Below are 18,238 nucleotides of genomic sequence, written 5' to 3' on the forward strand. Positions count from 1 at the left end.
GCTGGCGATGGCTCGACGGTGGGTATAGATGACGGTGCGGCGCGGGATCGGATGGCTGCTGGCAGGCGTGCTGTGCGTGGGGTGTGGCGGGCGCGAGCCTGGCACTGCCGCCGGGCACGACCCGGCCAGGGTCAGCACACCGGTGCGCGAACAGATCGCGCCTGCTGCGCCGCGCGTGTCGGGTACGGCCGTAGCCTCGGAGCTGGTGCTCAAGCCGTGGGTGATGCCGGAGGTGGCCTTCGACCCGGAGCAGTGGAGCCAGGCCCGGCGCAAGGTGCGCCAGGCCATCGCCGCCAACCATCTGTATGAAGATGCCGACGCCGTGGTGCCGTGGCTGCTGGCCATGCAGCAGGCCCGCCCGGAGGATCGCCAGGTCAGCCGGCAGCTTGAGCAGGTCAGTCAGCGTCTGCGCCAGCAGTTTGAGCGCCTGTTGCGCGAGCCCGAGCGCCAGCGCGTGGCGCTGGCCCAGGCAGGATTGCGCCTGCAGGTCCTGCAGTACCTGCCTGTGGAGGCATCGGCAATGGCGCAGATGGAACAGGCGCTGGAGCAGGCACGTGAGCGTCTGGCGCTGAATCGTCGGGGCGAGGCCTCGCTGCGACGCGGCCAGCTGGGCATCAGCGAGCCAGGTGCGCTGGCCGATTTCCAGACTGTACTGGAACGCTGGCCGGGCGATGCGCGCGCGCTGCAGGGGATGGCCGCGGTGGAGAGCGCACTGTTGCGCCGGGCCGAGGAACAGGCCGCTGCCGGCAACTTCACCCAGGCCGAAAAACTGTTGTCCACCGCAGCGCCGCTGCGCGAGCCGGTGGGAACCGTGGAGCAGGCGCGGGAGCGGGTCGAGCAGCTGCGCAACCTGCGCGTGGAGTCCCTGCTGCGCTCGGGGCTGGAGGACATCCAGACCGCCGCCGGCCTGCGCGCGGCCAATGAGAAACTGCAGCTCGCCACCCAGGTGGCACATGCCGGTGATGCGCGCGTGCGGCAACTGGCCTGGCGTATCGAGCTGGCCACTCGCTATGGCCTGTATGCGCCTGGTCAGGCGTTGCGTGATCGCCTGTCCAGCGGCGGCTTCGCGCCACAGATGGTGGTGGTTCCGCATGGCCAATACCTGATGGGGGCGGGCGAGTCCGAACTCGGTGCGGTGGAGGCTGAGCAGCCCGCCCATTGGGTGCGCCTGGACCGGGGGTTTGCGATCGCGGCCACCGAAGTGACGGTGGCGCAGTTTGGCCGCTTCGTTGCTGCGGCCGGGGCGCGGCCGCGTGCGACCCGGCGTGGCCATTCGATGGTGTATGAGCCGCGTACCGGCAACTTCATCCGCCGCAGCGGGGTGGACTGGCGCAGCGATTATCTCGGGGCGCCGGCGCATCCGGATGCACCGGTGATGCATGTCAGTGTGCGCGATGCCGAGGCCTATGCGGCCTGGTTGTCCGAGCAGACCGGCCACTACTACCGGCTACCGAGCGAAGCGGAATTTGAATACGCACTGCGGGCCGGCCGTCAGGGGCGCTATCCGTGGGGTGAAGCGGCCAGTCCGCCCGCCAACAGTGGCAACTTCACCGGTGACGGTGACCTGTCACCCAGCGGCCGTCGCTGGAGCAATGCCTTTGTCGGTTATGCCGATGGCTGGTGGGGAGCGGCCACGGTCGGCAGTTTTGCCCCCAACCCGTTCGGGCTGTATGACATGGAGGGCAACCTGTCTGAGTGGGTGGCCGACTGCTGGCATGCCAGCTACCGGCGTGCACCGGCCGATGGGGTGGCCTGGTTCAACCCGGGCTGTCGCCGGCGGGTGGTGCGCGGTGCCAACTGGGCCAACTCGCCCTTGCAGACGCGGGCGGCCTGGCGCTGGCTGCAGGAGTCCGATGTCACCAACGCGCGGATCGGGTTCCGCGTGGTCCGTGGCTTGTGAGCCTGCGCTGATGCGGTCATCGCAGTGGCGGCAGTACCATCGCCGACTATCGGTCTGGCAACGGTGGTGTGGCAATGCAGAACAACGTCTCTGGAAATGACAGCCGTCAGCCCCGTCGGCGTGGGCGCGGTGGCGGTATCCGCTGGATCATCCTGCTGGGGTTTGCCATCTACGGTGGGTGTTACTACTTCTCCAACCGGTCGGTTGATCCGTATACCGGGCAGAAGGTGCTGATCGATGCCGGCCTGGATGCGGGCCAGGAAAAGGCACTCGGACTGCAGGCCTACCAGCAGATTCTCAGCCAGGAACGCCCGCTGGATCCGGCTGCGCCCCAGGTGCAGCAGGTGCGCGCCATCGCCCAGCGGCTGATTGCCAGGGTGCCCGAGGTGGAGACGGCACTGGCGGCGGAAAATGGCCTGCAGGCCGGGCATTTTTCCCGTGATTTTGACTGGGAGGTCAATGTCATCGCCTCCGATCAGGCCAATGCGTTCTGCCTGCCCGGTGGCAAGATGGCCGTCTACACCGGCCTGCTGCCGGTGGCGCAGACCGCCGATGCGTTGGCCGTGGTGATGGGCCATGAGATTGCGCATGCACTGCTGCGGCATGGCGCGCAGCGGATGGCGCAGCAGAAGCTGACCCAGATTGGCGAGATGGCCGGGGCTGCCAGTGGCATGGATGCACAGCAACAGCAGATGATGATGGCGGCGATGGGCTACGGCTATCTGCTGCCGTATGCGCGCGAGCACGAGACCCAGGCCGATGAGGTTGGGCTGATGCTGGCCGCTGCGGCGTGTTATGACCCGGCCCAGGCCATGCCGCTGTGGGAGCGGATGACCCAGTCCAGTGGCGGCCAGGCAGCGCCGGAGTTTGCCTCCACCCATCCCAACCCGGGCACCCGGATCCAGAACCTGACCGCGCTGCAGCCCAAGGCGCTGGAGTATCGCCAGCGGTTCTGCCAACCGGTGCAGTAAGCGGCGCAATCAACACGGCATTTCCGACCGCCGGGGGCGAAGCCGCCGTGCCGGCGGCCTTGTCGGATCTGCGCGTGGGGCCGGGCCAGCGGTCAGTCAGGGGTCCGGGGCGCCGGGGTGATGGCGGTGACCACGGCACTGAGCTGGCCATCGGCCAGGCGGGCGGTCAGCGTCTGGCCAGGCTGGACCTGGGTCACGCTGCGTACCAGGGCGCCGTCCTGGGTGCTGACCAGGGCATAGCCGCGGGCAACGGTGGCCAGCGTGCTGACTGTCTCCAGTGCGCGGACCAGGCCCATCAGCTGCTGCCGCGCCACGGCCACGCGGGGGGCGGGGTGATGGGCCGCCAGGCGCTGGCGCAGCTGTTCCAGCCGCTGCCGGTGGCTGGCCAGTACGGCCTGGCTGGCGTGTTGCAGGCGCTGGCCGGCCGTTGCCTGGCGATGGGCCAGGGCATCGAGCGCGCGTGCCGGGTGATGGCGCTGCAGGCGGGTGTCGAGCAGGGCCAGCTGTTGCTGCCGGCGGCCGACATGCTGGTGCCAGGCCGCCTGCAGACGGTCGAGCAGGTGCTGCTGGCGCTGTTGGAGCAGCCCCAGCCGCTGCTGCGGCCGGTAGCGCTCCAGGCGCAGGAAGGCATGGTCGGCGCGCTGGTTGGCCGCTTCCAGCACGCGGCGCTCGGAGTGGACCAACTGCCGGGCCAGCTGGCGCAGGCGTGCGCGCAGGTCGGCGATGTCCGGCACCAGCAGTTCGGCGGCAACCGACGGGGTAGGGGCTCGCAGGTCGGCGGCAAAGTCGGTCAGTGAAAAATCGGTTTCATGGCCGACCGCCGAGATCACAGGGGTGTGGCTGGCGGCCACGGCGCGGGCCAGGGCCTCGTCATTGAAGGCCCACAGGTCTTCCAGCGAACCGCCGCCACGGGTGAGCAGGATCACGTCATAACGCCCGCTGGCATCGGCGGCCCGGAGCAGGCGGGTGAGCTGTGGCGCGGCGGTCTCGCCCTGCACCAGGCAGGGCAGCAGGTCGACCTCAAGCAGTGGGTAGCGGCGGGCCAGCACGCTCAGTACATCGCGCACGGCGGCGCCGGTGGGCGAGGTGATCACTGCGATCCGGCGCGGATGCAGCGGCAGTTCGCGCTTGCGCGCCGGCTCGAACAGCCCTTCTGCCTGCAGCCGGGCCTTGAGTTGCTCGAACGCCCGGCGCAGGGCGCCTTCGCCGGCTTGCTCCATGTGCTCGACCACCAGTTGGTAGTCGCCTCGTGGCGCGTACAGGGTCAGTTTGCCACGCAGCAGCACGCGCAGCCCTTCGCGCGGGGCAAAGCGCAGTGTGGAGGCGCGCAGCTTGAACATGGCCGCGCGCACCTGGGCGCCGGCGTCCTTCAGCGTGAAGTACAGATGCCCTGACGCCGGGCGGGTGACATTGCCCAGTTCGCCTTCCACCCACACCGACGGAAAACTGTCTTCCAGCAGGTTGCGGGCCAGGGTGTTGAGCTGGGTCGGGGTAAGGACGTGGTCGGGCGAGGACATGCAATCAGGATACGTCGGTATGGCGCTCGAGCGCCCAGGCCACATGCTCGCGCACGATCGGTGAAGGGTGCCCGGCACGGCCGAGCAGGGCGGCGCGGTGCGCCGGGGAAGGCGCGTTGCCCATCGCCACGGCGATGTTGCGCAGCCAGCGCTCGTGCCCGGAGCGGCGGATCGCACTGCCCTCGGTGCGGCGCAGGAATTCCTCTTCGTCCCATGCAAACAGCGCGCACAGGCTGGCGCTGTCGAGCTGGTTGCGTGTGCGGAAGTCGGGCTCGTCGGTACGCCGGGCGAACTTGTTCCATGGGCAGACCAGCTGGCAGTCATCGCAGCCATAGATGCGGTTGCCGATCAGTGGCCGCAGCGCTGGATCGATGCTGCCTTCATGCTCGATGGTCAGGTAGGAAATGCAGCGGCGGGCATCGAGCCGGTACGGGGCGATGATTGCCTGGGTCGGGCAGATGTCGATGCAGCGCTGGCAGCTGCCGCAATGGGCGCTGGCGGGGGTGTCGGTGGGCAGCGGCAGGTCGATGTAGATCTCGCCGAGGAAAAACCACGAGCCGCCGCGCTTGTCGATCAGGCAGGTGTGCTTGCCGATCCAGCCCAGGCCGGCATCGCGGCCCAGTGCCCGTTCCAGCACCGGGGCCGAATCCACGAACACGCGAAACCCCAGCGGACCAAATTCCTGCCCCAGCTGCGCGGCCAGTTTCTGCAGCCGGTTGCGCATCAGCTTGTGGTAATCGCGCCCCAGCGCATAGCGGGCCACATATGCGCGCTGGCCGTCTTCCAGCGTGGCCCAGGCAGCATCCGGGTCCTGGCCGTAATCCAGGCCGACGCTGATCACCCGTACGGTACCCGGCAGCAGGGCCGCCGGATCGGTGCGCAGTGCGGTGTTGCGTGCCATCCAGTCCATCGTGCCGTACAGGCCCTTGCCCAGCCAGTCGGCCAGATGCGCCGCATCCTGGCCCAGATCGGGGGTGCTGATCCCGCAGCGGGAAAAACCCGCGGCAGTGGCCAGGGCCAGTACCCGCTCACGCGCGCGCTGCAGCGCGCTCAGGGGTGGCGGGGGAGGGGATAACGGGCTCATGGCGCCAGTATAGAATTGATGCATGGCTGCCTTGAGCGAACTGTACAAAAGCGCCGCAGTGCGCACACTGGAAACCCAGGCGATCGAGCGTGCCGGCGATGGCGGCTGGGGGCTGATGCAGCAGGCCGGCCAGGCCGCATGGGCGTTGCTGCAGCAAGAGTGGCCGCAGGCACGCCGGCTGCTGGTGCTGGTCGGCAGTGGCAACAACGGCGGCGATGGCTATGTGCTGGCGCGGCTGGCGGTGCAGCAGGGCTGTGCGGTTACGGTGATGGCGCTGGCCGCTGGCGGTCCACGCACCGAGCTGGCGCGGCGTGCCTGCGCTGATTATTTCGCTGCCGGTGGCCAGCTGCAGGTGTTCTCCGGCCAGCTGCCGGTGGCCGATGTCGTGGTTGATGCGCTGCTTGGGCTGGGCCTGGCGCGCGCGCCGGAGGCGGAGGTGGCGCAGCTGATCCAGACGCTCAATGCCTCGGCGATGCCGGTGCTGGCCATCGACCTGCCCAGCGGGGTCAGTGCCGATACCGGCGCGGTTGCCGGTGTGGCGGTGGTGGCCGAGCGCACCCTGGCGATGCTGCTGCCGCATGTTGGCCTGTATACCGGTGCGGCCCTGAACCATGTCGGCAAGGTCAGCGTGGCATCGCTGGATACTGCCCCGGCAGCTTCGGCCGGATTGCAGCCCTGCGCCCATCGCGCCGATGCCGCCGACCTGCCACGGCTGCTGCCGCAGCGGCAGCGCGACTGGCACAAGGGGCGCAATGGCCATGTGCTGCTGCTGGGAGGCGATCACGGTACCGGCGGTGCTGTGCTGCTGGCGGCACAGGCGGCATTGCGCAGTGGTGCCGGCCTGGTCAGCGTCGGGACACGCCGGCTGCATGTGCCGGCGTTGCTGGCGCAGTGCCCGGAGCTGATGGCGTTTGATGCCCGGCAGGGTCCGCTGCTGCAGGCGCGGTTGAGCGCAGCCACGGTAGTGGCGCTGGGCCCCGGCCTGGGGCAGCAGCCATGGGCCGAAGCGCTGTATGCGCAGGCCACGCAGGCAGCATTGCCGCTGGTGCTCGATGCCGACGGGCTGAACCTGCTGGCCGCACGGCCGCAGCAGCTGCCCGGGGCGATCCTGACTCCCCATCCGGGCGAAGCGGCGCGCCTGCTGGGCTGGTCCACCGCGGCGGTCCAGGCCGATCGACTGGCGGCGCTGCAGGCCCTGGTCGAGCGCTACCAGAGCGTGGTCGTGCTCAAGGGCGCCGGCAGCCTGGTCGGTGCGCCGCAGGCCTTGCCGTGGTTGATCGATGCCGGCAACCCGGGCATGGCGGTAGGCGGCATGGGCGATGTGCTTACCGGGGTCATTGCCGGTTTGCTGGCGCAGGGGCTCAGCCCCCTGCAGGCGGCGCGTGCCGGGGCCCTGCTGCATGCGCTGGCCGGCGACCGTGCCGCCGGCAACCAGCCCTGTGGGATGATGCCGTCTGATTTATTGCCGCACCTGCGGGTGCTGGCCAATCCGGAAGTGGTTAGATGATGCACTTACATCTGCAAGACGCCGCCGCCACCGATGCGCTGGGACAGCGTCTGGCCGCACAGCGCCCGGCCCATGCCGTGGTCCATCTGTACGGGGACCTGGGGGCGGGCAAGTCCACCCTGGCGCGCGCGCTGCTGCGCGCGCTGGGTGTGACCGGTACGATCCGCTCGCCCACCTACACCCTGGTCGAACGCTATCCGTTGGCCGATGGCAGCGAAGCCTGGCATCTGGATCTGTACCGGATCGGTGATCCGGGTGAGCTGGATTTCCTCGGCCTGGATGAAGGTGCTGCCAGCCTGTGGCTGGTGGAGTGGCCACAGCGCGCCGGGGCGGCATTGCCGCCGGCGGACCTGCGCATTGATCTGGCCATTGATGGCCACGGACGTTCGGCGCAGCTGTCGGCCTGCAGCCAGGCCGGCAAGGTGTGGCTGGCGGCGATCTGATCCGTCCAGTCAGTTGCAGCCGATAGTTCGCTGCTTACTGCAGGTAAGTGCTACAGGTCGCGGATTGTCAAAGGAAAATCATTGCAATTGCCCAGCCGTGGTGGTTAGATCGCGAACATGCCTTCCCGGATTGCCCGTGCCGCCGGTCTGATTGCTGCCCTGTGTCTGGCGGCAACCTTCGGTGTGCAGGCCGCGCAGCTGCAGTCGGTGAGCCTGGAAAGTGGCAGTTCGGGTACCCGCGCCGAAATCGTCGTTGACACCCAGGGCCGCTACCGCACCCTCGCATTGACCCAGCCGGATCGGCTGGTGGTGGATTTCGAGCAGTCCACCCTGGCCACCGGTCTGAAATTGCCTGCCGCTTCCGGGCTGGTCACCTCGGTGCGCACCGGCAACCCGACCCCGGGCACGGTGCGGGTGGTGTTTGAACTCAGCGCGCCGGTACAGGCGTTGCCACCGCAATGGGTGGTCGGTGCACAGCCGACCCTGGTCCTGCAATGGCCCGGGGCCACGCCCACCGCAAACAGCAACCCGCCGCCAGTGGTCGCGGCCGTGTCCGCCAGCAATCCTGCCCAGGGATCGGCCACGCCAGCAGCGGACAGTGCTGCCAGCAGTGCCCAGGCCCGTGCCGAGGCGGCGCGGGCCACCGCTCTGCTGACCGCTGGTGCCGCCTCGCGTGCCGCTGGCCAGGGCCCTGCCGCCACCAACCCGGCCAGCATCCTGCAGGGCGCACCGGTAGCCACCCCGCCGCCGCCGAGCAGTGGTGCCACCGAGACCACCCCGGCCACTGCAACGGTGGCGGCCAGCCCCGCCGCGGCCGCTGCCCGCCGGGGAGCGGTGGTCATGCGCCCGGGCATGCGTGAACTGGTGGTAGCCATTGATGCCGGCCATGGCGGGCAGGACCCGGGGGCAGTGGGGCCAACCGGTAAATACGAAAAGAACGTGACCCTGGCCGTTGCGCGTGAGCTGGCCCGGCAGGTGGATGCCACCCCCGGCCTGCGTGCGTTCCTGATCCGCGACAGTGACGTGTTCATTCCACTCAATGCCCGCGCGGCAAGGGCGCGCCAGGCGCGCGCCGATATCTTCATTTCCATCCATGCCGACGCGGCGGAAAACCGCAATGCGCGTGGCTCATCGGTGTATGTGCTCTCCACCAAGGGGGCGTCCAGCCAACGCGCACGCTGGCTGGCTGACAAGGAAAACGCGGCCGACCTTATCGGTGGCGTTGCCCTGCAGCAGGCTGAGGGGACCCTGGCCAATGTGCTGCTGGACCTGGCCCAGAGCGGCCAGCAGAAGGCCAGCGAAGAGGCAGCCGACCAGGTCCTTTCCGGCCTGAAGCGGATCGGCAACAACCACAAGCCAAACATCGAGCGGGCCAACTTTGCCGTGCTGCGCACGGCCGACATGCCGGCGATGCTGGTGGAAACGGCCTTCATCTCCAACCCGGACGAGGAGCGGCGTCTCTTCCAGCCGGGCTTCCAGCGGCAACTGGCCGCGGCGGTACTGGATGGCGTGCACAGCTATTTTTCCCGCCAGCCGCCCCCGGGCACCCTGTTTGCCGCCCAGGCCGAGGCGGAAAGTGCGCGCGGCAACACCGGCCGCGGCAGTCCGTAAGCGCACCTGTCCGGCTGGCCGGCGATGCGCGGTATGATCAGTGGCTTGCCCGCTGCTTCCCTCGCTGACCATGTCTTTGTTTACCTGCGTTGATGCTGCTGCCGTGTCGGGGTGCCGATGAGCATCCGGCCGTTGCCAGAGATCCTGATCAACCAGATCGCTGCCGGCGAAGTGGTCGAACGTCCGGCTTCGGTGGTCAAGGAGCTGGTCGAAAACGCCATCGATGCCGGGGCCAGCCGCATCGACATTGATCTGGAAGAAGGTGGTGCCCGGCTGATCCGCATCCGCGACAACGGCTGTGGCATCGTCGCCGACGAGCTGCCGCTGGCGATCAGCCGGCATGCGACCAGCAAGATCGCCAGCCTGGATGACCTGGAAGCGGTGGCCACGCTGGGGTTTCGTGGCGAGGCGCTGCCGTCGATTGCCTCGGTCAGCCGCTTTACCCTGGCCAGCCGACGCCATGATGCCGAACACGGTGCCGCCCTGCAGGTCGATGGCGGAAGGGTGGGCGAGCTTGCTCCGCGGGCGCATGCGCCGGGAACCACGGTGGAAGTACGCGACCTGTTCTACAACGTGCCGGCGCGGCGCAAGTTCATGCGCGCCGAACGCACCGAGCTGGGGCATATCGAGGAATGGCTGCGCTCGCTGGCGCTGGCGCGCCCGGATGTGGAGCTGCGCATTTCCCACAACGGCAAGCCCTCGCGGCGTTACCAGCCCGGTGAGCTGTATTCGGAGCTGCGGCTGGAGCAGACCCTGGGTGAGGACTTTGCCGGCCAGTGCCTGCGCGTGGACCATGCCGCTGCCGGGCTGCGCCTGCATGGCTGGATTGCCCTGCCGCAGTATTCGCGCGCTTCCACGGACCAGCAGTATTTCTACGTCAATGGCCGCGCGGTGCGTGACCGCAGTGTTGCCCATGCGGTCAAGCTGGCCTATGCCGATGTGCTGTTTCATGGCCGTCATCCGGCCTATGTGCTGTTCCTGGAGCTGGATCCGACCCGGGTCGATGTCAATGTGCATCCGGCCAAGCACGAGGTACGTTTCCGCGACGCACGCCTGGTGCATGATTTCGTTTACCGCACCTTGAAGGATGCGCTGGCGCAGACCCGCGCCGGTATCAGTGGCGAGCAGCTCGCTGCCAGGGGCACATACGATCAGCAGTCGCCCGGCGTGGCCCCGGCGGCCATGCCCGGGGCGGGGTTTGCACTGGCACGCGGCCCGGCCGCGGCCGTCACCGGCGGTCCGGCCAGCTGGGCGCCGCGGCAAAGCCCGCTCGGCCTGCAGGTTGCCGATGCCACCAGTGCCTATGCGGCACTGTATGCGCAGCCGTCGCCGGCAGCCGATGCCGGTGCGCTGACGGCCGATTTCCAGCCCGGGCTGCCGCCCGCCAGCGGCGATGGCCAGGTGCCACCGCTGGGCTTTGCCATTGCCCAGCTGCATGGCATCTACATCCTGTCCGAGTGTGCCGATGGCCTGATCGTGGTCGACATGCATGCCGCCCATGAGCGCATCGGCTATGAGCGCCTGAAAAGCGCCCACGACAGCATGGGGCTGGCCGCCCAGCCGTTGCTGGTGCCATTGACCCTGGCACTGGGCGAGCGCGAGGCGGAAACCGCCGAGCGTGAGCAGGCGACCTTGGCCGCGCTGGGCTTTGAGGTCACCCGGGCCGGACCGGGGACGGTACTGGTGCGCTCGGTACCGGCGCTGCTGGCGCATGCCGAGCCGGACGCATTGCTGCGCGATGTGATTGCCGACCTGCGTGAGCATGGGCACAGCCGGCGGGTGGACAGTGCGCGCGATGAATTGCTGGCGACCATGGCCTGCCATGGCGCGGTGCGTGCCAACCGGCGGCTGGGCATTGCCGAAATGAATGCGTTGTTGCGTGACATGGAGGCCACCGAGCGTTCCGGCCAGTGCAACCATGGCCGCCCGACCTGGGCGCGCTTCACGCTGGCGCAGATTGATCGTTGGTTCTTGCGGGGGCGTTGATGGACAGGAAAATTTCCGGGCTGCCGATGGCGGCCTTGCTGATGGTCGTCGGCCTGGCCGGTTGCGGGCAGGGCTCGCAGGCGGTCAGTGAGCAAGAGGCAGCGGTGTCAGCCGAAGACTTGAGCTTTCTCAATGACAACCAGGCCTGGCGGATCGAGCGCCACAGCCGCCTGGTCCAGCCTGATGGCTGGACCAGTCTGGTCGGCCTGCACTGGCTCACCCTGAAGGCGCACTACATCGGCAGCGGTGCGACCAGCGGCATGCGCCTGGCCGTGGGGCCGGAGCGGATGGGGCTGGTCCAGCGCGAGGGCGGCAAGGTCTGGTTCACCCCTGAGTCCGGGGTCGACCTGCGCGTGAACGAGCAGCCGCTGCGTGGGCGGATCCAGCTGCACAGCGACCAGGAGGCCGAGCCGACGGTGGTGGTGTTTGACCAGGGCAAGGGCAGCCTCAGCCTGCTGCAGCGTGGCCCCCATCAGGCGCTGCGGGTCCGGCATGCCGATGCGGCAACCCGTCAGCAGTTTTCCGGTCTGGACTATTGGCCGGCAGACCGGCGCTGGGTGCTACCGGCACGCTTTGTCGCCCACAACCCTGCGCGTACCCTGCAGGTGGTGGACATGGTCGGCATGAGCAACACGCTGGCCAACCCGGGGCGGCTGGTTTTCGAGCGCGATGGGCAGTCCTACGCGCTGGAAGCGGTAGCCAATGCCGACGGCAGCCTGCTGGTGATGATGGCCGATGGCACCAGTGGCCATGGCAGTTACGCCGCCGGTCGCTATCTGGACGTTGCCGCCCCGGATGCGCAAGGGCAGACCCTGCTGGATTTCAACCGCAGCTACAACCCGCCGTGCGCGTTTTCGATCTATGCCACCTGCCCCTTGCCGCCGGCCGAGAATCGCCTGGACCTGCGCATCGAGGCCGGAGAAAAGGCCTATGCCCACAAGCCCGTTGCCGGGCAGGAGGTTTGATCATGCGTTGGTTGCTGGCGGCGTTGAGCGCCTGTGTGTTGGCTGTCGGCTCCGTGTTGCCAGCGGTGGCGCGGCCCGAACCGCTGCCCGCTACCGTGGCGTCCGCGCCGGCAGCGAGCTGGGTGCCGCTGTTGTGGGAAGTGCGCGGACAGGGGCAGGCGCGCGTGCTGCTGCTCGGTTCGATCCATCTGCTTGAGCCTGCCGACTATCCATTGCCGGCCGAGGTCCAGCAGGCCTATGCGCAGGCGGACCGGGTGGTTTTCGAGCTGGCGCCCGAACAGATGCTGTCTGCGGAGTTGGCGCAGGCGATGTTGCGCGCTGCTGCCCGGCGCAGCGGCCGCTTGCAGGATGACCTGTCGCCGGCGCAGTGGCAGCGGCTGCTGCAATGGGCACAGCAGCGGCAGATGCCGGTCGAGCGTCTGCAGCTGCTCAAGCCCTGGTTTGCGGCCTTGACCATCTCGTTGCAGGAAATGGCCGCCGCAGGCCTGCAGGCCGAGCTGGGGCTGGACCGACACCTGATGCAGCGTGCACGTGCCGATGGCAAGTCGGTGCTCGGGCTGGAGGATGGACTGGCGCAGATTGCGTTGTTCGAGGCGATGGGCCATGCCGAACAGCAGCAGATGCTGGCCGAAGCGCTGGACGAGGCCGACAGCAACGGCGCCCGCAGCCAGCGCCTGCTGCAGGCCTGGCGCAGCGGTGAGCCGGCGGCGTTCTGGGCCCAGGCGGGCGAGCCGTTGAAAAAAGACTATCCGGCGCTTTACCAGAGCATCAATGTCCAGCGCAACACGGCCTGGCTGGCGCAGTTGCCGCAGTGGTTGCAGGACGGACATGGCACCACCCTGGTCGTCGTCGGGGCGCTGCACCTGGTCGGCAGTGATGGCCTGGTGCAACGGCTGCAGTCCCAGGGCTACAAGGTCCAGCGTCTTTGTCGCGCCGGTGCCTGCCCGAACGAACAACGCCGGCGTAGCCGGCGTTGAGGGAGTGGTTGATCGGGCCTTGGTGGCCGGGTTCAGCGCCGGGTTGAGCCGCTGCGGGTACCCGGACGCGGCGGCTGGCTGCTGCCTGCGGTGCGGCTGCTGCTGCGCTCCGGCGCTGCCTGCTCGGGGCTGTTGCCCGGGCGCACGCTGTGGCCGGCGGCCATGTTGCGCTGGAACTCCTGCCACAGCTCGAGGTTGCGCTCGGTAAGCTGGTTCATCATCGCCCACGGGCCCTGGCCGAGCAGGCTGCCCATCTGCTGGCGGAACACCTGCTGCTGGTCCAGGAAGACCTGCATGCTGCGCTCCAGATAGTTGCCCATGAAGCCCTGCAGGGAATCGCCGTAGAAGCGGATCAGCTGCGACAGCATCCGCGTGGAGAGCATCGGCTCGCCGTCCTGTTCCTGGTCGGCGATGATCTGCAGCAGCACCGAACGGGTCAGGTCTTCGCCACTTTTGGCGTCGCGCACCTCGAACTGCTCGCCCTCCAGGATCAACTGGCGTACATCCTCGATGGTGATGTAGCTGGAAATCTCCGTGTCATACAGGCGGCGGTTGGGATACTTTTTGATGATGCGGATTGCAGACATGAAACGGTCTTCTCCCTCGTCGTTGTTGCAGCATGGCGCAGTGCAGCAGGGCTTGCAACCGGCAAACGTACAAGTTGACAGCCAGACGCTGGCCGGGCCTGCGCCTGGATGGCCGGCTTGCGGCGTTACCAGCCCATATGATGGCCGCCGTTGATGTCCAGGTTGGAGCCGGTGATCCACGCGGCCTGTTCGGCCACCAGGAAGGCGACCGCATAGGCGATCTCTTCCGGCCGGCCCAGGCGCCCGGTGGGAATGTCGGCAATGATCTTGGCGCGCACCTCTTCGGGCACGGCCATCACCATGTCCGTGGCCACATAGCCCGGGGAGATGGTGTTGACGGTGATGCCGAAGGCGGCGTTTTCGCGCGCCAATGAAATGGTGAAGCCATGCATGCCGGCCTTGGCGGCGGCGTAGTTGGCCTGTCCGTACTGGCCCTTCAGGCCATTGATCGAGCTGATCTGGATCACCCGCCCCCAGGCCCGTCGACGCATGCCTTCAATGACCGGACGGGTGACATTGAAGACCGAGTTCAGGTTGGTGTTGATCACCTCGTGCCACTGCTCGGCGTGCATCCGGTGAAAGGTGGTGTCACGGGTGATGCCGGCGTTGTTGACCAGGATCTCCACCGGGCCCAGTTCCTGCTCGACCGCAGCCACCATCGCTGCCGACTGCGCGGTGTCGGCCACATCGCCCTGGAAGATGCCGATGTCATAGCCGGCCTGGCGCATCTGTTGCTGCCAGAGCTGTGCCTTGGCGGCATCGCGGTAATTGCTGGCGACGCGATGGCCCTGATCGTGCAGTTGTTTACAGATCGCGGTACCGATGCCACCAGTGCCGCCGGTAACCAGCGCAACGCGGGATGTCATGGAGTGGGCCTGTCCTTTGGGAAGTCAGGCATTGTAGGGGCAGGCAGCAGGGTCTGGGGCAACCGGCCCGGATCAAACCACTGCGCCGCCAGGGCCAGTCGCTGGGGGGCAGTGTCTGCGCCATCGAGTGCGCCTTCGGCCTGGCCAAGCAGGTGCCAGATCCAGCGCAACAGCTCCGGTCCGTGCCGGGCATCCACCGGCAGGGCCGCTTCGGATTTGGACAGCTTGCGACCCTGCGCATCGGTGAGCAGCGGCAGGTGCAGGTAATGCGGAGTAGGCAGGCCCAGGCAGCGCTGCAGCCAGATCTGACGGGCAGTGGAGTCGAGCAGGTCGGCGCCGCGTACCACATCGGTCATGCCCTGGTCGGCATCATCAACGACCACGGCCAGCTGGTAGGCCCAGCAGCCATCGGCGCGGAACAGCACCACATCGCCGACCTCGGCAGACACATCCTGCCGTTGCGGCCCCTGCAGCTGGTCATCAAAACCAATCACGCCGCTGCCAGCCGTGTGCAGGCGCACCGCGTTGTGGCCATCGCTGCGCGGTGGCGCCACACAGTGCCGGTGCACCCCACCGGTGGCAGCCAGTTGCGCGCGGCTGCAGCCGCAATAAAAGGCATCGCCCTGAGCCAGCAGTTGATCCAGTGCCTGCTGGTAGCGGGGCGTGCGCTGGCTTTGCCGGATGACCGGGCCGTCGGAGTGCAGGCCCAGGCTGGCCAGGGTCGCCAGCTGGTGTTCGGCCGCCCCGGGCACGCAGCGGTCGTGGTCGACATCCTCGATGCGGATCAGCCAGTGGCCCCGGGCATGGCGGGCCAGCAGCCAGCTGGCCACTGCGGTGAACAGCGAGCCGGCGTGCAGGGGGCCGGTAGGGGAGGGCGCAAAGCGTCCGCGGTAAGGAGGGGAAGGCATGGTTTGCTGAATTTTCGCTCAGGTTCAGTCTTGAATCAGGCTGGGGGAGGCCGCACATTCCACCCAGTAGATTTTCCTACGGAGTTGTCCCTCTATGTTTACCCGCATCGCCCTGTTCCTGGCGACCAACCTTGCGGTGCTGGTGCTGGCCGGCATCGTCATGTCCGTTCTGGGCGTGGATTCGCGCTCGATGTCTGGCCTGCTGGTGATGGCTGCCTGCTTCGGCTTTGGTGGTTCGATCATCTCCCTGCTGCTGTCCAAGTGGATGGCCAAGCGTTCCACCGGTGCGGTGGTGATCACCGAGCCGCGCAATGCCACCGAGCGTTGGCTGCTCGATACCGTGGCCCGCCAGGCCAAGGCTGCCGGCATCGGCATGCCCGAAGTGGCCGTGTATGAAGGCCCGGAAATCAACGCCTTCGCCACCGGTGCCAACCGCAACAACGCGCTGGTCGCGGTGTCCACCGGGCTGCTGCACAACATGACCGAGGACGAAGCCGAAGCCGTGCTGGGGCATGAAATCGCCCACGTGGCCAATGGCGACATGATCACCATGGCTCTGTTGCAGGGTGTGCTGAACACCTTTGTGATCGTGCTGGCGCGCGTGGTCGGCGGTTTCATCGACTCGGCGCTGTCGGGCAGCCGCGAGGGTGAGGGCCGTGGCTTTGCCTACTACATCATCGTGTTCGTGCTGGAGATGGTGTTCGGCCTGTTTGCGAGCATGATCGCGATGTGGTTCTCGCGTCATCGCGAGTTCCGTGCCGATGCCGGTGGTGCCTCGCTGGCCGGTCGCCAGAAGATGATCGCCGCGCTGGAACGGCTGCAGCTCAATCATGGCCAGAGCACCCTGCCCAGCCAGATTGCTGCCTTCGGCATTGCCGGCTCCACCGCCAAGAAATTGCTGATGAGCCATCCGCCGCTGGAAGAGCGCATTGCCGCCCTGCGCAACAGTACGGCGATGTAAATCCCGTCGCCAGGCGTGGAGGTGATCAGGGCGTGCCGCAAGGTGCGCCCTTTTCATTGCGCCAGATGGCGTTGCAGCGGCTGCGCTGCCGGGCGATTGCCGTTGGCGGCCACGGCCGCGCGATGGGCGGGCGCAGGCGCAGGCGTTGGCGCTGGAAAAAAATACGGCGCGGTTGCCCGCGCCGTGGTATCGACAAAAGGTGTCGATGAAACTGCTTGCACGCCCTGCGGCGTGGCTCAGAACTTGTTGGCGTCGAACTCGGCCGCGTAGCCGCTGTTGACCAGCACGGCCTGCAGTGCGGCGCCGACCTTCAGGTTGCCGGCCACAATCTGCTGGGTTTCCGGGCCACGCTGGTCAACGCGTGCCGGCGGTGCGCCGCGGTAGTTGCTGACCCGGCCACCGGCCTCGCGCACCAGCAGCATGCCGGCAGCAATATCCCAGGCTTTGACGCCGGCTTCGAAATAGGCGTCGGTACGGCCGCAGGCCACATAGGCCAAGTCCAGCGCAGCCGAACCGGTACGGCGGATGTCCTCGGCCTGCACCAGCAGGGCATCGAGTGCCTTGAGCTGGGCGCTGGCACGGTTGCGCTCGCGCGGGGCAAAGCCGGTGTGGATCATCGCGCCAGCCAGGTCCTTGCGGTCAGAGACACGGATCTTGCGGTCATTGAGCACGGCGCCGGCACCCTTGGAAGCGGTGAACAGCTCGTTGCGCAATGGGTCGAAGATCACCGCATCGGTGGTTTCACCGTTGTCCACCAGCGCAATGGAGACGCAGTAGTGCGGGAAGCCACGCAGGTAGTTGGAGGTGCCATCCAGCGGGTCGACAACCCACATGAAACGGCCGGGGTTCTGGCAGCCACTTTCCTCGCCGAGGAAGCCGTAGTCCGGGTAGGCGCGCTTGAGTTCCTTGATGATGACCTTTTCGGCATCGGCATCCACTTCGCTGGCATAGTCCAGACGACCCTTCTGCACGACATTCAGGGCCTCCAGCTTGTTGATGCTGCGTAACAGCACGTTGCCGGCGAGGCGGGCGGCCTTGACCATGACGGTGACGGCGGGTTTCTGCATGGCGATAGGCTCCCGTAAAGGCGAAAGGGCAGAGGATAGCGGGGGAAAAGAACAGTCCGGCGCAGTGGCCGTGCCGGACAGTTTACCATCTACACCTGTCTGTCTCCTTAGTTTTTTGCCCATGTCCGCATCTGCCCGCATTCGGTTTGTTCTTGTCGGTACCCAGCACCCTGGCAACATCGGCGCCGCCGCGCGCGCGCTCAAGACCATGGGGCTGGCACGGCTGGTGCTGGTGGCGCCGGAAAAGGGCGTTGATGAGGAGGCGCTGCGGCGTGCCGCCGGCGCCGATGACCTGCTGCTCGATTCCCCGGTCTTCGCCAACCTGGCCGAGGCGGTGGCTGATTGCCAGCTGGTGCTGGGGTGCACCGCGCGCTCGCGCCGGGTGGCACTGGAAGAACTGTTGCCGGCTGTTGCCGCGCAGCAGGCCGTCCAGGCCGCCCACGCCGGTCAGGAGGTGGCCCTGGTCTTTGGCCGTGAGCGTACCGGCCTGAGCAATGACGAGCTGGAGCTGTGCCAGCGCGCCATCCATATTCCCTCCGACCCGGCCTTCAGCTCCTTGAACCTGGGCGCGGCGGTGCAGGTTCTGGCCTATACCGTGCGGATGGCGATGCTCGGCGAGGTGGCGCCGGCAGCGGCCGAGCCCGGCCCGCGCGAGTTGCCGGCAGCCCACGGCCAGCTGGAGGGTTTCTACACCCAGCTGGGCCAGACCCTGGACATGATCGATTTCCACAAGGGACGCAGCCCCGATTCGGCCATGCGCAAGCTGCGCCGGTTGTTTGGCAAGGCTGCACTGACCGAGCAGGAGGTGCGGCTGCTGCGCGGAATACTCGCCGATGCGCAGCGCATGGCACGCCTGGCGGGGCAGGCGGACCCGGTCTGAACAAACCT

General features: G+C 67.7%; 16 protein-coding genes. 10 read left to right on the forward strand and 6 right to left on the reverse strand.

Annotated elements, in window-relative coordinates:
• Window positions 1-28 precede the first annotated feature (28 nt).
• Together ABB25_RS07230 and ABB25_RS07235 are read left to right on the forward strand one after the other, a co-directional pair.
• Window positions 29-1,900: a formylglycine-generating enzyme family protein gene (locus ABB25_RS07230; protein ID WP_057665423.1), complete on the forward strand. Its 1,872-nt coding sequence runs from the start codon at window positions 29-31 to the stop codon at window positions 1,898-1,900.
• Between the two features lie 74 nt (window positions 1,901-1,974).
• Window positions 1,975-2,871, forward strand: a complete 897-nt coding sequence (locus ABB25_RS07235) for a M48 family metallopeptidase (RefSeq protein ID WP_057665426.1) — start codon at window positions 1,975-1,977, stop codon at window positions 2,869-2,871.
• Window positions 2,872-2,963: 92 nt separating this feature from the next.
• Here the strand turns inward: ABB25_RS07235 and xseA are convergent, their stop codons facing one another.
• Both xseA and queG read right to left on the reverse strand, forming a co-directional pair.
• The gene (xseA, locus tag ABB25_RS07240; RefSeq protein WP_057665427.1) at window positions 2,964-4,388 is read right to left on the reverse strand and encodes an exodeoxyribonuclease VII large subunit; all 1,425 of its coding nucleotides are present in this window, start codon (window positions 4,386-4,388) and stop codon (window positions 2,964-2,966) included.
• Window positions 4,389-4,392: 4 nt separating this feature from the next.
• A complete protein-coding gene (queG, locus tag ABB25_RS07245) occupies window positions 4,393-5,472 on the reverse strand; it encodes a tRNA epoxyqueuosine(34) reductase QueG (RefSeq protein ID WP_057665429.1) in 1,080 nt (359 codons plus the stop codon).
• A 22-nt stretch (window positions 5,473-5,494) separates the two neighbouring features.
• Between queG and ABB25_RS07250 the strand changes: the two genes are divergently transcribed.
• The 6 genes from ABB25_RS07250 (at window position 5,495) to ABB25_RS07275 (ending at window position 12,961) form a co-directional block, all read left to right on the forward strand.
• On the forward strand, window positions 5,495-6,979 hold the full coding sequence (locus ABB25_RS07250; RefSeq protein ID WP_057665432.1) for a bifunctional ADP-dependent NAD(P)H-hydrate dehydratase/NAD(P)H-hydrate epimerase: 1,485 nt from the start codon (window positions 5,495-5,497) through the stop codon (window positions 6,977-6,979).
• Window positions 6,976-7,422 carry a tRNA (adenosine(37)-N6)-threonylcarbamoyltransferase complex ATPase subunit type 1 TsaE gene (tsaE, locus tag ABB25_RS07255; protein WP_057665434.1) on the forward strand — a complete coding sequence of 149 codons (447 nt, stop codon included), beginning with the start codon at window positions 6,976-6,978 and terminating at the stop codon, window positions 7,420-7,422. Before ABB25_RS07250 ends, tsaE begins: the two co-directional genes overlap by 4 nt.
• Window positions 7,423-7,539: 117 nt before the next feature.
• The gene (locus ABB25_RS07260; protein ID WP_057665436.1) at window positions 7,540-9,033 is read left to right on the forward strand and encodes an N-acetylmuramoyl-L-alanine amidase; all 1,494 of its coding nucleotides are present in this window, start codon (window positions 7,540-7,542) and stop codon (window positions 9,031-9,033) included.
• A gap of 117 nt (window positions 9,034-9,150) precedes the next feature.
• Window positions 9,151-11,019 (forward strand): DNA mismatch repair endonuclease MutL, encoded by a 1,869-nt coding sequence (gene mutL, locus ABB25_RS07265; RefSeq protein ID WP_057665438.1) that lies wholly within the window; start codon window positions 9,151-9,153, stop codon window positions 11,017-11,019.
• Window positions 11,019-11,984, forward strand: a complete 966-nt coding sequence (locus ABB25_RS07270) for a DUF1684 domain-containing protein (protein WP_057665440.1) — start codon at window positions 11,019-11,021, stop codon at window positions 11,982-11,984. Before mutL ends, ABB25_RS07270 begins: the two co-directional genes overlap by 1 nt.
• Window positions 11,985-11,986: 2 nt before the next feature.
• Complete coding sequence (locus ABB25_RS07275) at window positions 11,987-12,961, forward strand: TraB/GumN family protein (protein WP_057665442.1); 975 nt, start codon at window positions 11,987-11,989, stop codon at window positions 12,959-12,961.
• Window positions 12,962-12,993: 32 nt separating this feature from the next.
• On the opposite strand, the gene phaR is transcribed toward ABB25_RS07275, so the two are convergent.
• The 3 genes from phaR to gluQRS form a co-directional block, all read right to left on the reverse strand.
• Entirely contained in the window at window positions 12,994-13,548 is a 555-nt protein-coding gene (gene phaR / locus ABB25_RS07280) for a polyhydroxyalkanoate synthesis repressor PhaR (RefSeq protein WP_057665443.1), read from the reverse strand.
• A 125-nt stretch (window positions 13,549-13,673) separates the two neighbouring features.
• Window positions 13,674-14,414, reverse strand: a complete 741-nt coding sequence (phbB, locus tag ABB25_RS07285; RefSeq protein WP_057665445.1) for an acetoacetyl-CoA reductase — start codon at window positions 14,412-14,414, stop codon at window positions 13,674-13,676.
• Window positions 14,411-15,322, reverse strand: a complete 912-nt coding sequence (gene gluQRS, locus ABB25_RS07290) for a tRNA glutamyl-Q(34) synthetase GluQRS (RefSeq protein ID WP_057665447.1) — start codon at window positions 15,320-15,322, stop codon at window positions 14,411-14,413. The genes phbB and gluQRS overlap by 4 nt, the downstream gene beginning before the upstream one ends.
• 94 nt (window positions 15,323-15,416) lie before the next feature.
• On the opposite strand from gluQRS, the gene htpX reads away from it, so the two are divergent.
• A complete protein-coding gene (gene htpX, locus ABB25_RS07295; RefSeq protein WP_057665449.1) occupies window positions 15,417-16,283 on the forward strand; it encodes a protease HtpX in 867 nt (288 codons plus the stop codon).
• 236 nt (window positions 16,284-16,519) lie between these two features.
• On the opposite strand, the gene ABB25_RS07300 is transcribed toward htpX, so the two are convergent.
• A complete protein-coding gene (locus ABB25_RS07300) occupies window positions 16,520-17,350 on the reverse strand; it encodes an inositol monophosphatase family protein (RefSeq protein ID WP_057665450.1) in 831 nt (276 codons plus the stop codon).
• A 121-nt stretch (window positions 17,351-17,471) separates the two neighbouring features.
• Between ABB25_RS07300 and ABB25_RS07305 the strand changes: the two genes are divergently transcribed.
• Window positions 17,472-18,230 carry an RNA methyltransferase gene (locus ABB25_RS07305; RefSeq protein WP_057665452.1) on the forward strand — a complete coding sequence of 253 codons (759 nt, stop codon included), beginning with the start codon at window positions 17,472-17,474 and terminating at the stop codon, window positions 18,228-18,230.
• Window positions 18,231-18,238 lie beyond the last annotated feature (8 nt).

Origin of the sequence: Stenotrophomonas koreensis (genome assembly GCF_001431525.1) — a bacterium.
Lineage (GTDB): Bacteria > Pseudomonadota > Gammaproteobacteria > Xanthomonadales > Xanthomonadaceae > Stenotrophomonas > Stenotrophomonas koreensis.

Excerpts from the sequence above, each read along its gene's own strand:
- ABB25_RS07275 (WP_057665442.1), top strand. The coding sequence starts at position 11,987 with ATGCGTTGGTTGCTGGCGGCGTTGAGCGCCTGTGTGTTGGCTGTCGGC.
- phaR (WP_057665443.1), bottom strand. The coding sequence starts at position 13,548 with ATGTCTGCAATCCGCATCATCAAAAAGTATCCCAACCGCCGCCTGTAT.
- ABB25_RS07270 (WP_057665440.1), top strand. The coding sequence starts at position 11,019 with ATGGACAGGAAAATTTCCGGGCTGCCGATGGCGGCCTTGCTGATGGTC.
- phbB (WP_057665445.1), bottom strand. The coding sequence starts at position 14,414 with ATGACATCCCGCGTTGCGCTGGTTACCGGCGGCACTGGTGGCATCGGT.
- mutL (WP_057665438.1), top strand. The coding sequence starts at position 9,151 with ATGAGCATCCGGCCGTTGCCAGAGATCCTGATCAACCAGATCGCTGCC.
- ABB25_RS07300 (WP_057665450.1), bottom strand. The coding sequence starts at position 17,350 with ATGCAGAAACCCGCCGTCACCGTCATGGTCAAGGCCGCCCGCCTCGCC.
- ABB25_RS07235 (WP_057665426.1), top strand. The coding sequence starts at position 1,975 with ATGCAGAACAACGTCTCTGGAAATGACAGCCGTCAGCCCCGTCGGCGT.
- ABB25_RS07230 (WP_057665423.1), top strand. The coding sequence starts at position 29 with ATGACGGTGCGGCGCGGGATCGGATGGCTGCTGGCAGGCGTGCTGTGC.
- tsaE (WP_057665434.1), top strand. The coding sequence starts at position 6,976 with ATGATGCACTTACATCTGCAAGACGCCGCCGCCACCGATGCGCTGGGA.
- ABB25_RS07260 (WP_057665436.1), top strand. The coding sequence starts at position 7,540 with ATGCCTTCCCGGATTGCCCGTGCCGCCGGTCTGATTGCTGCCCTGTGT.
- ABB25_RS07250 (WP_057665432.1), top strand. The coding sequence starts at position 5,495 with ATGGCTGCCTTGAGCGAACTGTACAAAAGCGCCGCAGTGCGCACACTG.
- gluQRS (WP_057665447.1), bottom strand. The coding sequence starts at position 15,322 with ATGCCTTCCCCTCCTTACCGCGGACGCTTTGCGCCCTCCCCTACCGGC.
- queG (WP_057665429.1), bottom strand. The coding sequence starts at position 5,472 with ATGAGCCCGTTATCCCCTCCCCCGCCACCCCTGAGCGCGCTGCAGCGC.
- ABB25_RS07305 (WP_057665452.1), top strand. The coding sequence starts at position 17,472 with ATGTCCGCATCTGCCCGCATTCGGTTTGTTCTTGTCGGTACCCAGCAC.
- htpX (WP_057665449.1), top strand. The coding sequence starts at position 15,417 with ATGTTTACCCGCATCGCCCTGTTCCTGGCGACCAACCTTGCGGTGCTG.
- xseA (WP_057665427.1), bottom strand. The coding sequence starts at position 4,388 with ATGTCCTCGCCCGACCACGTCCTTACCCCGACCCAGCTCAACACCCTG.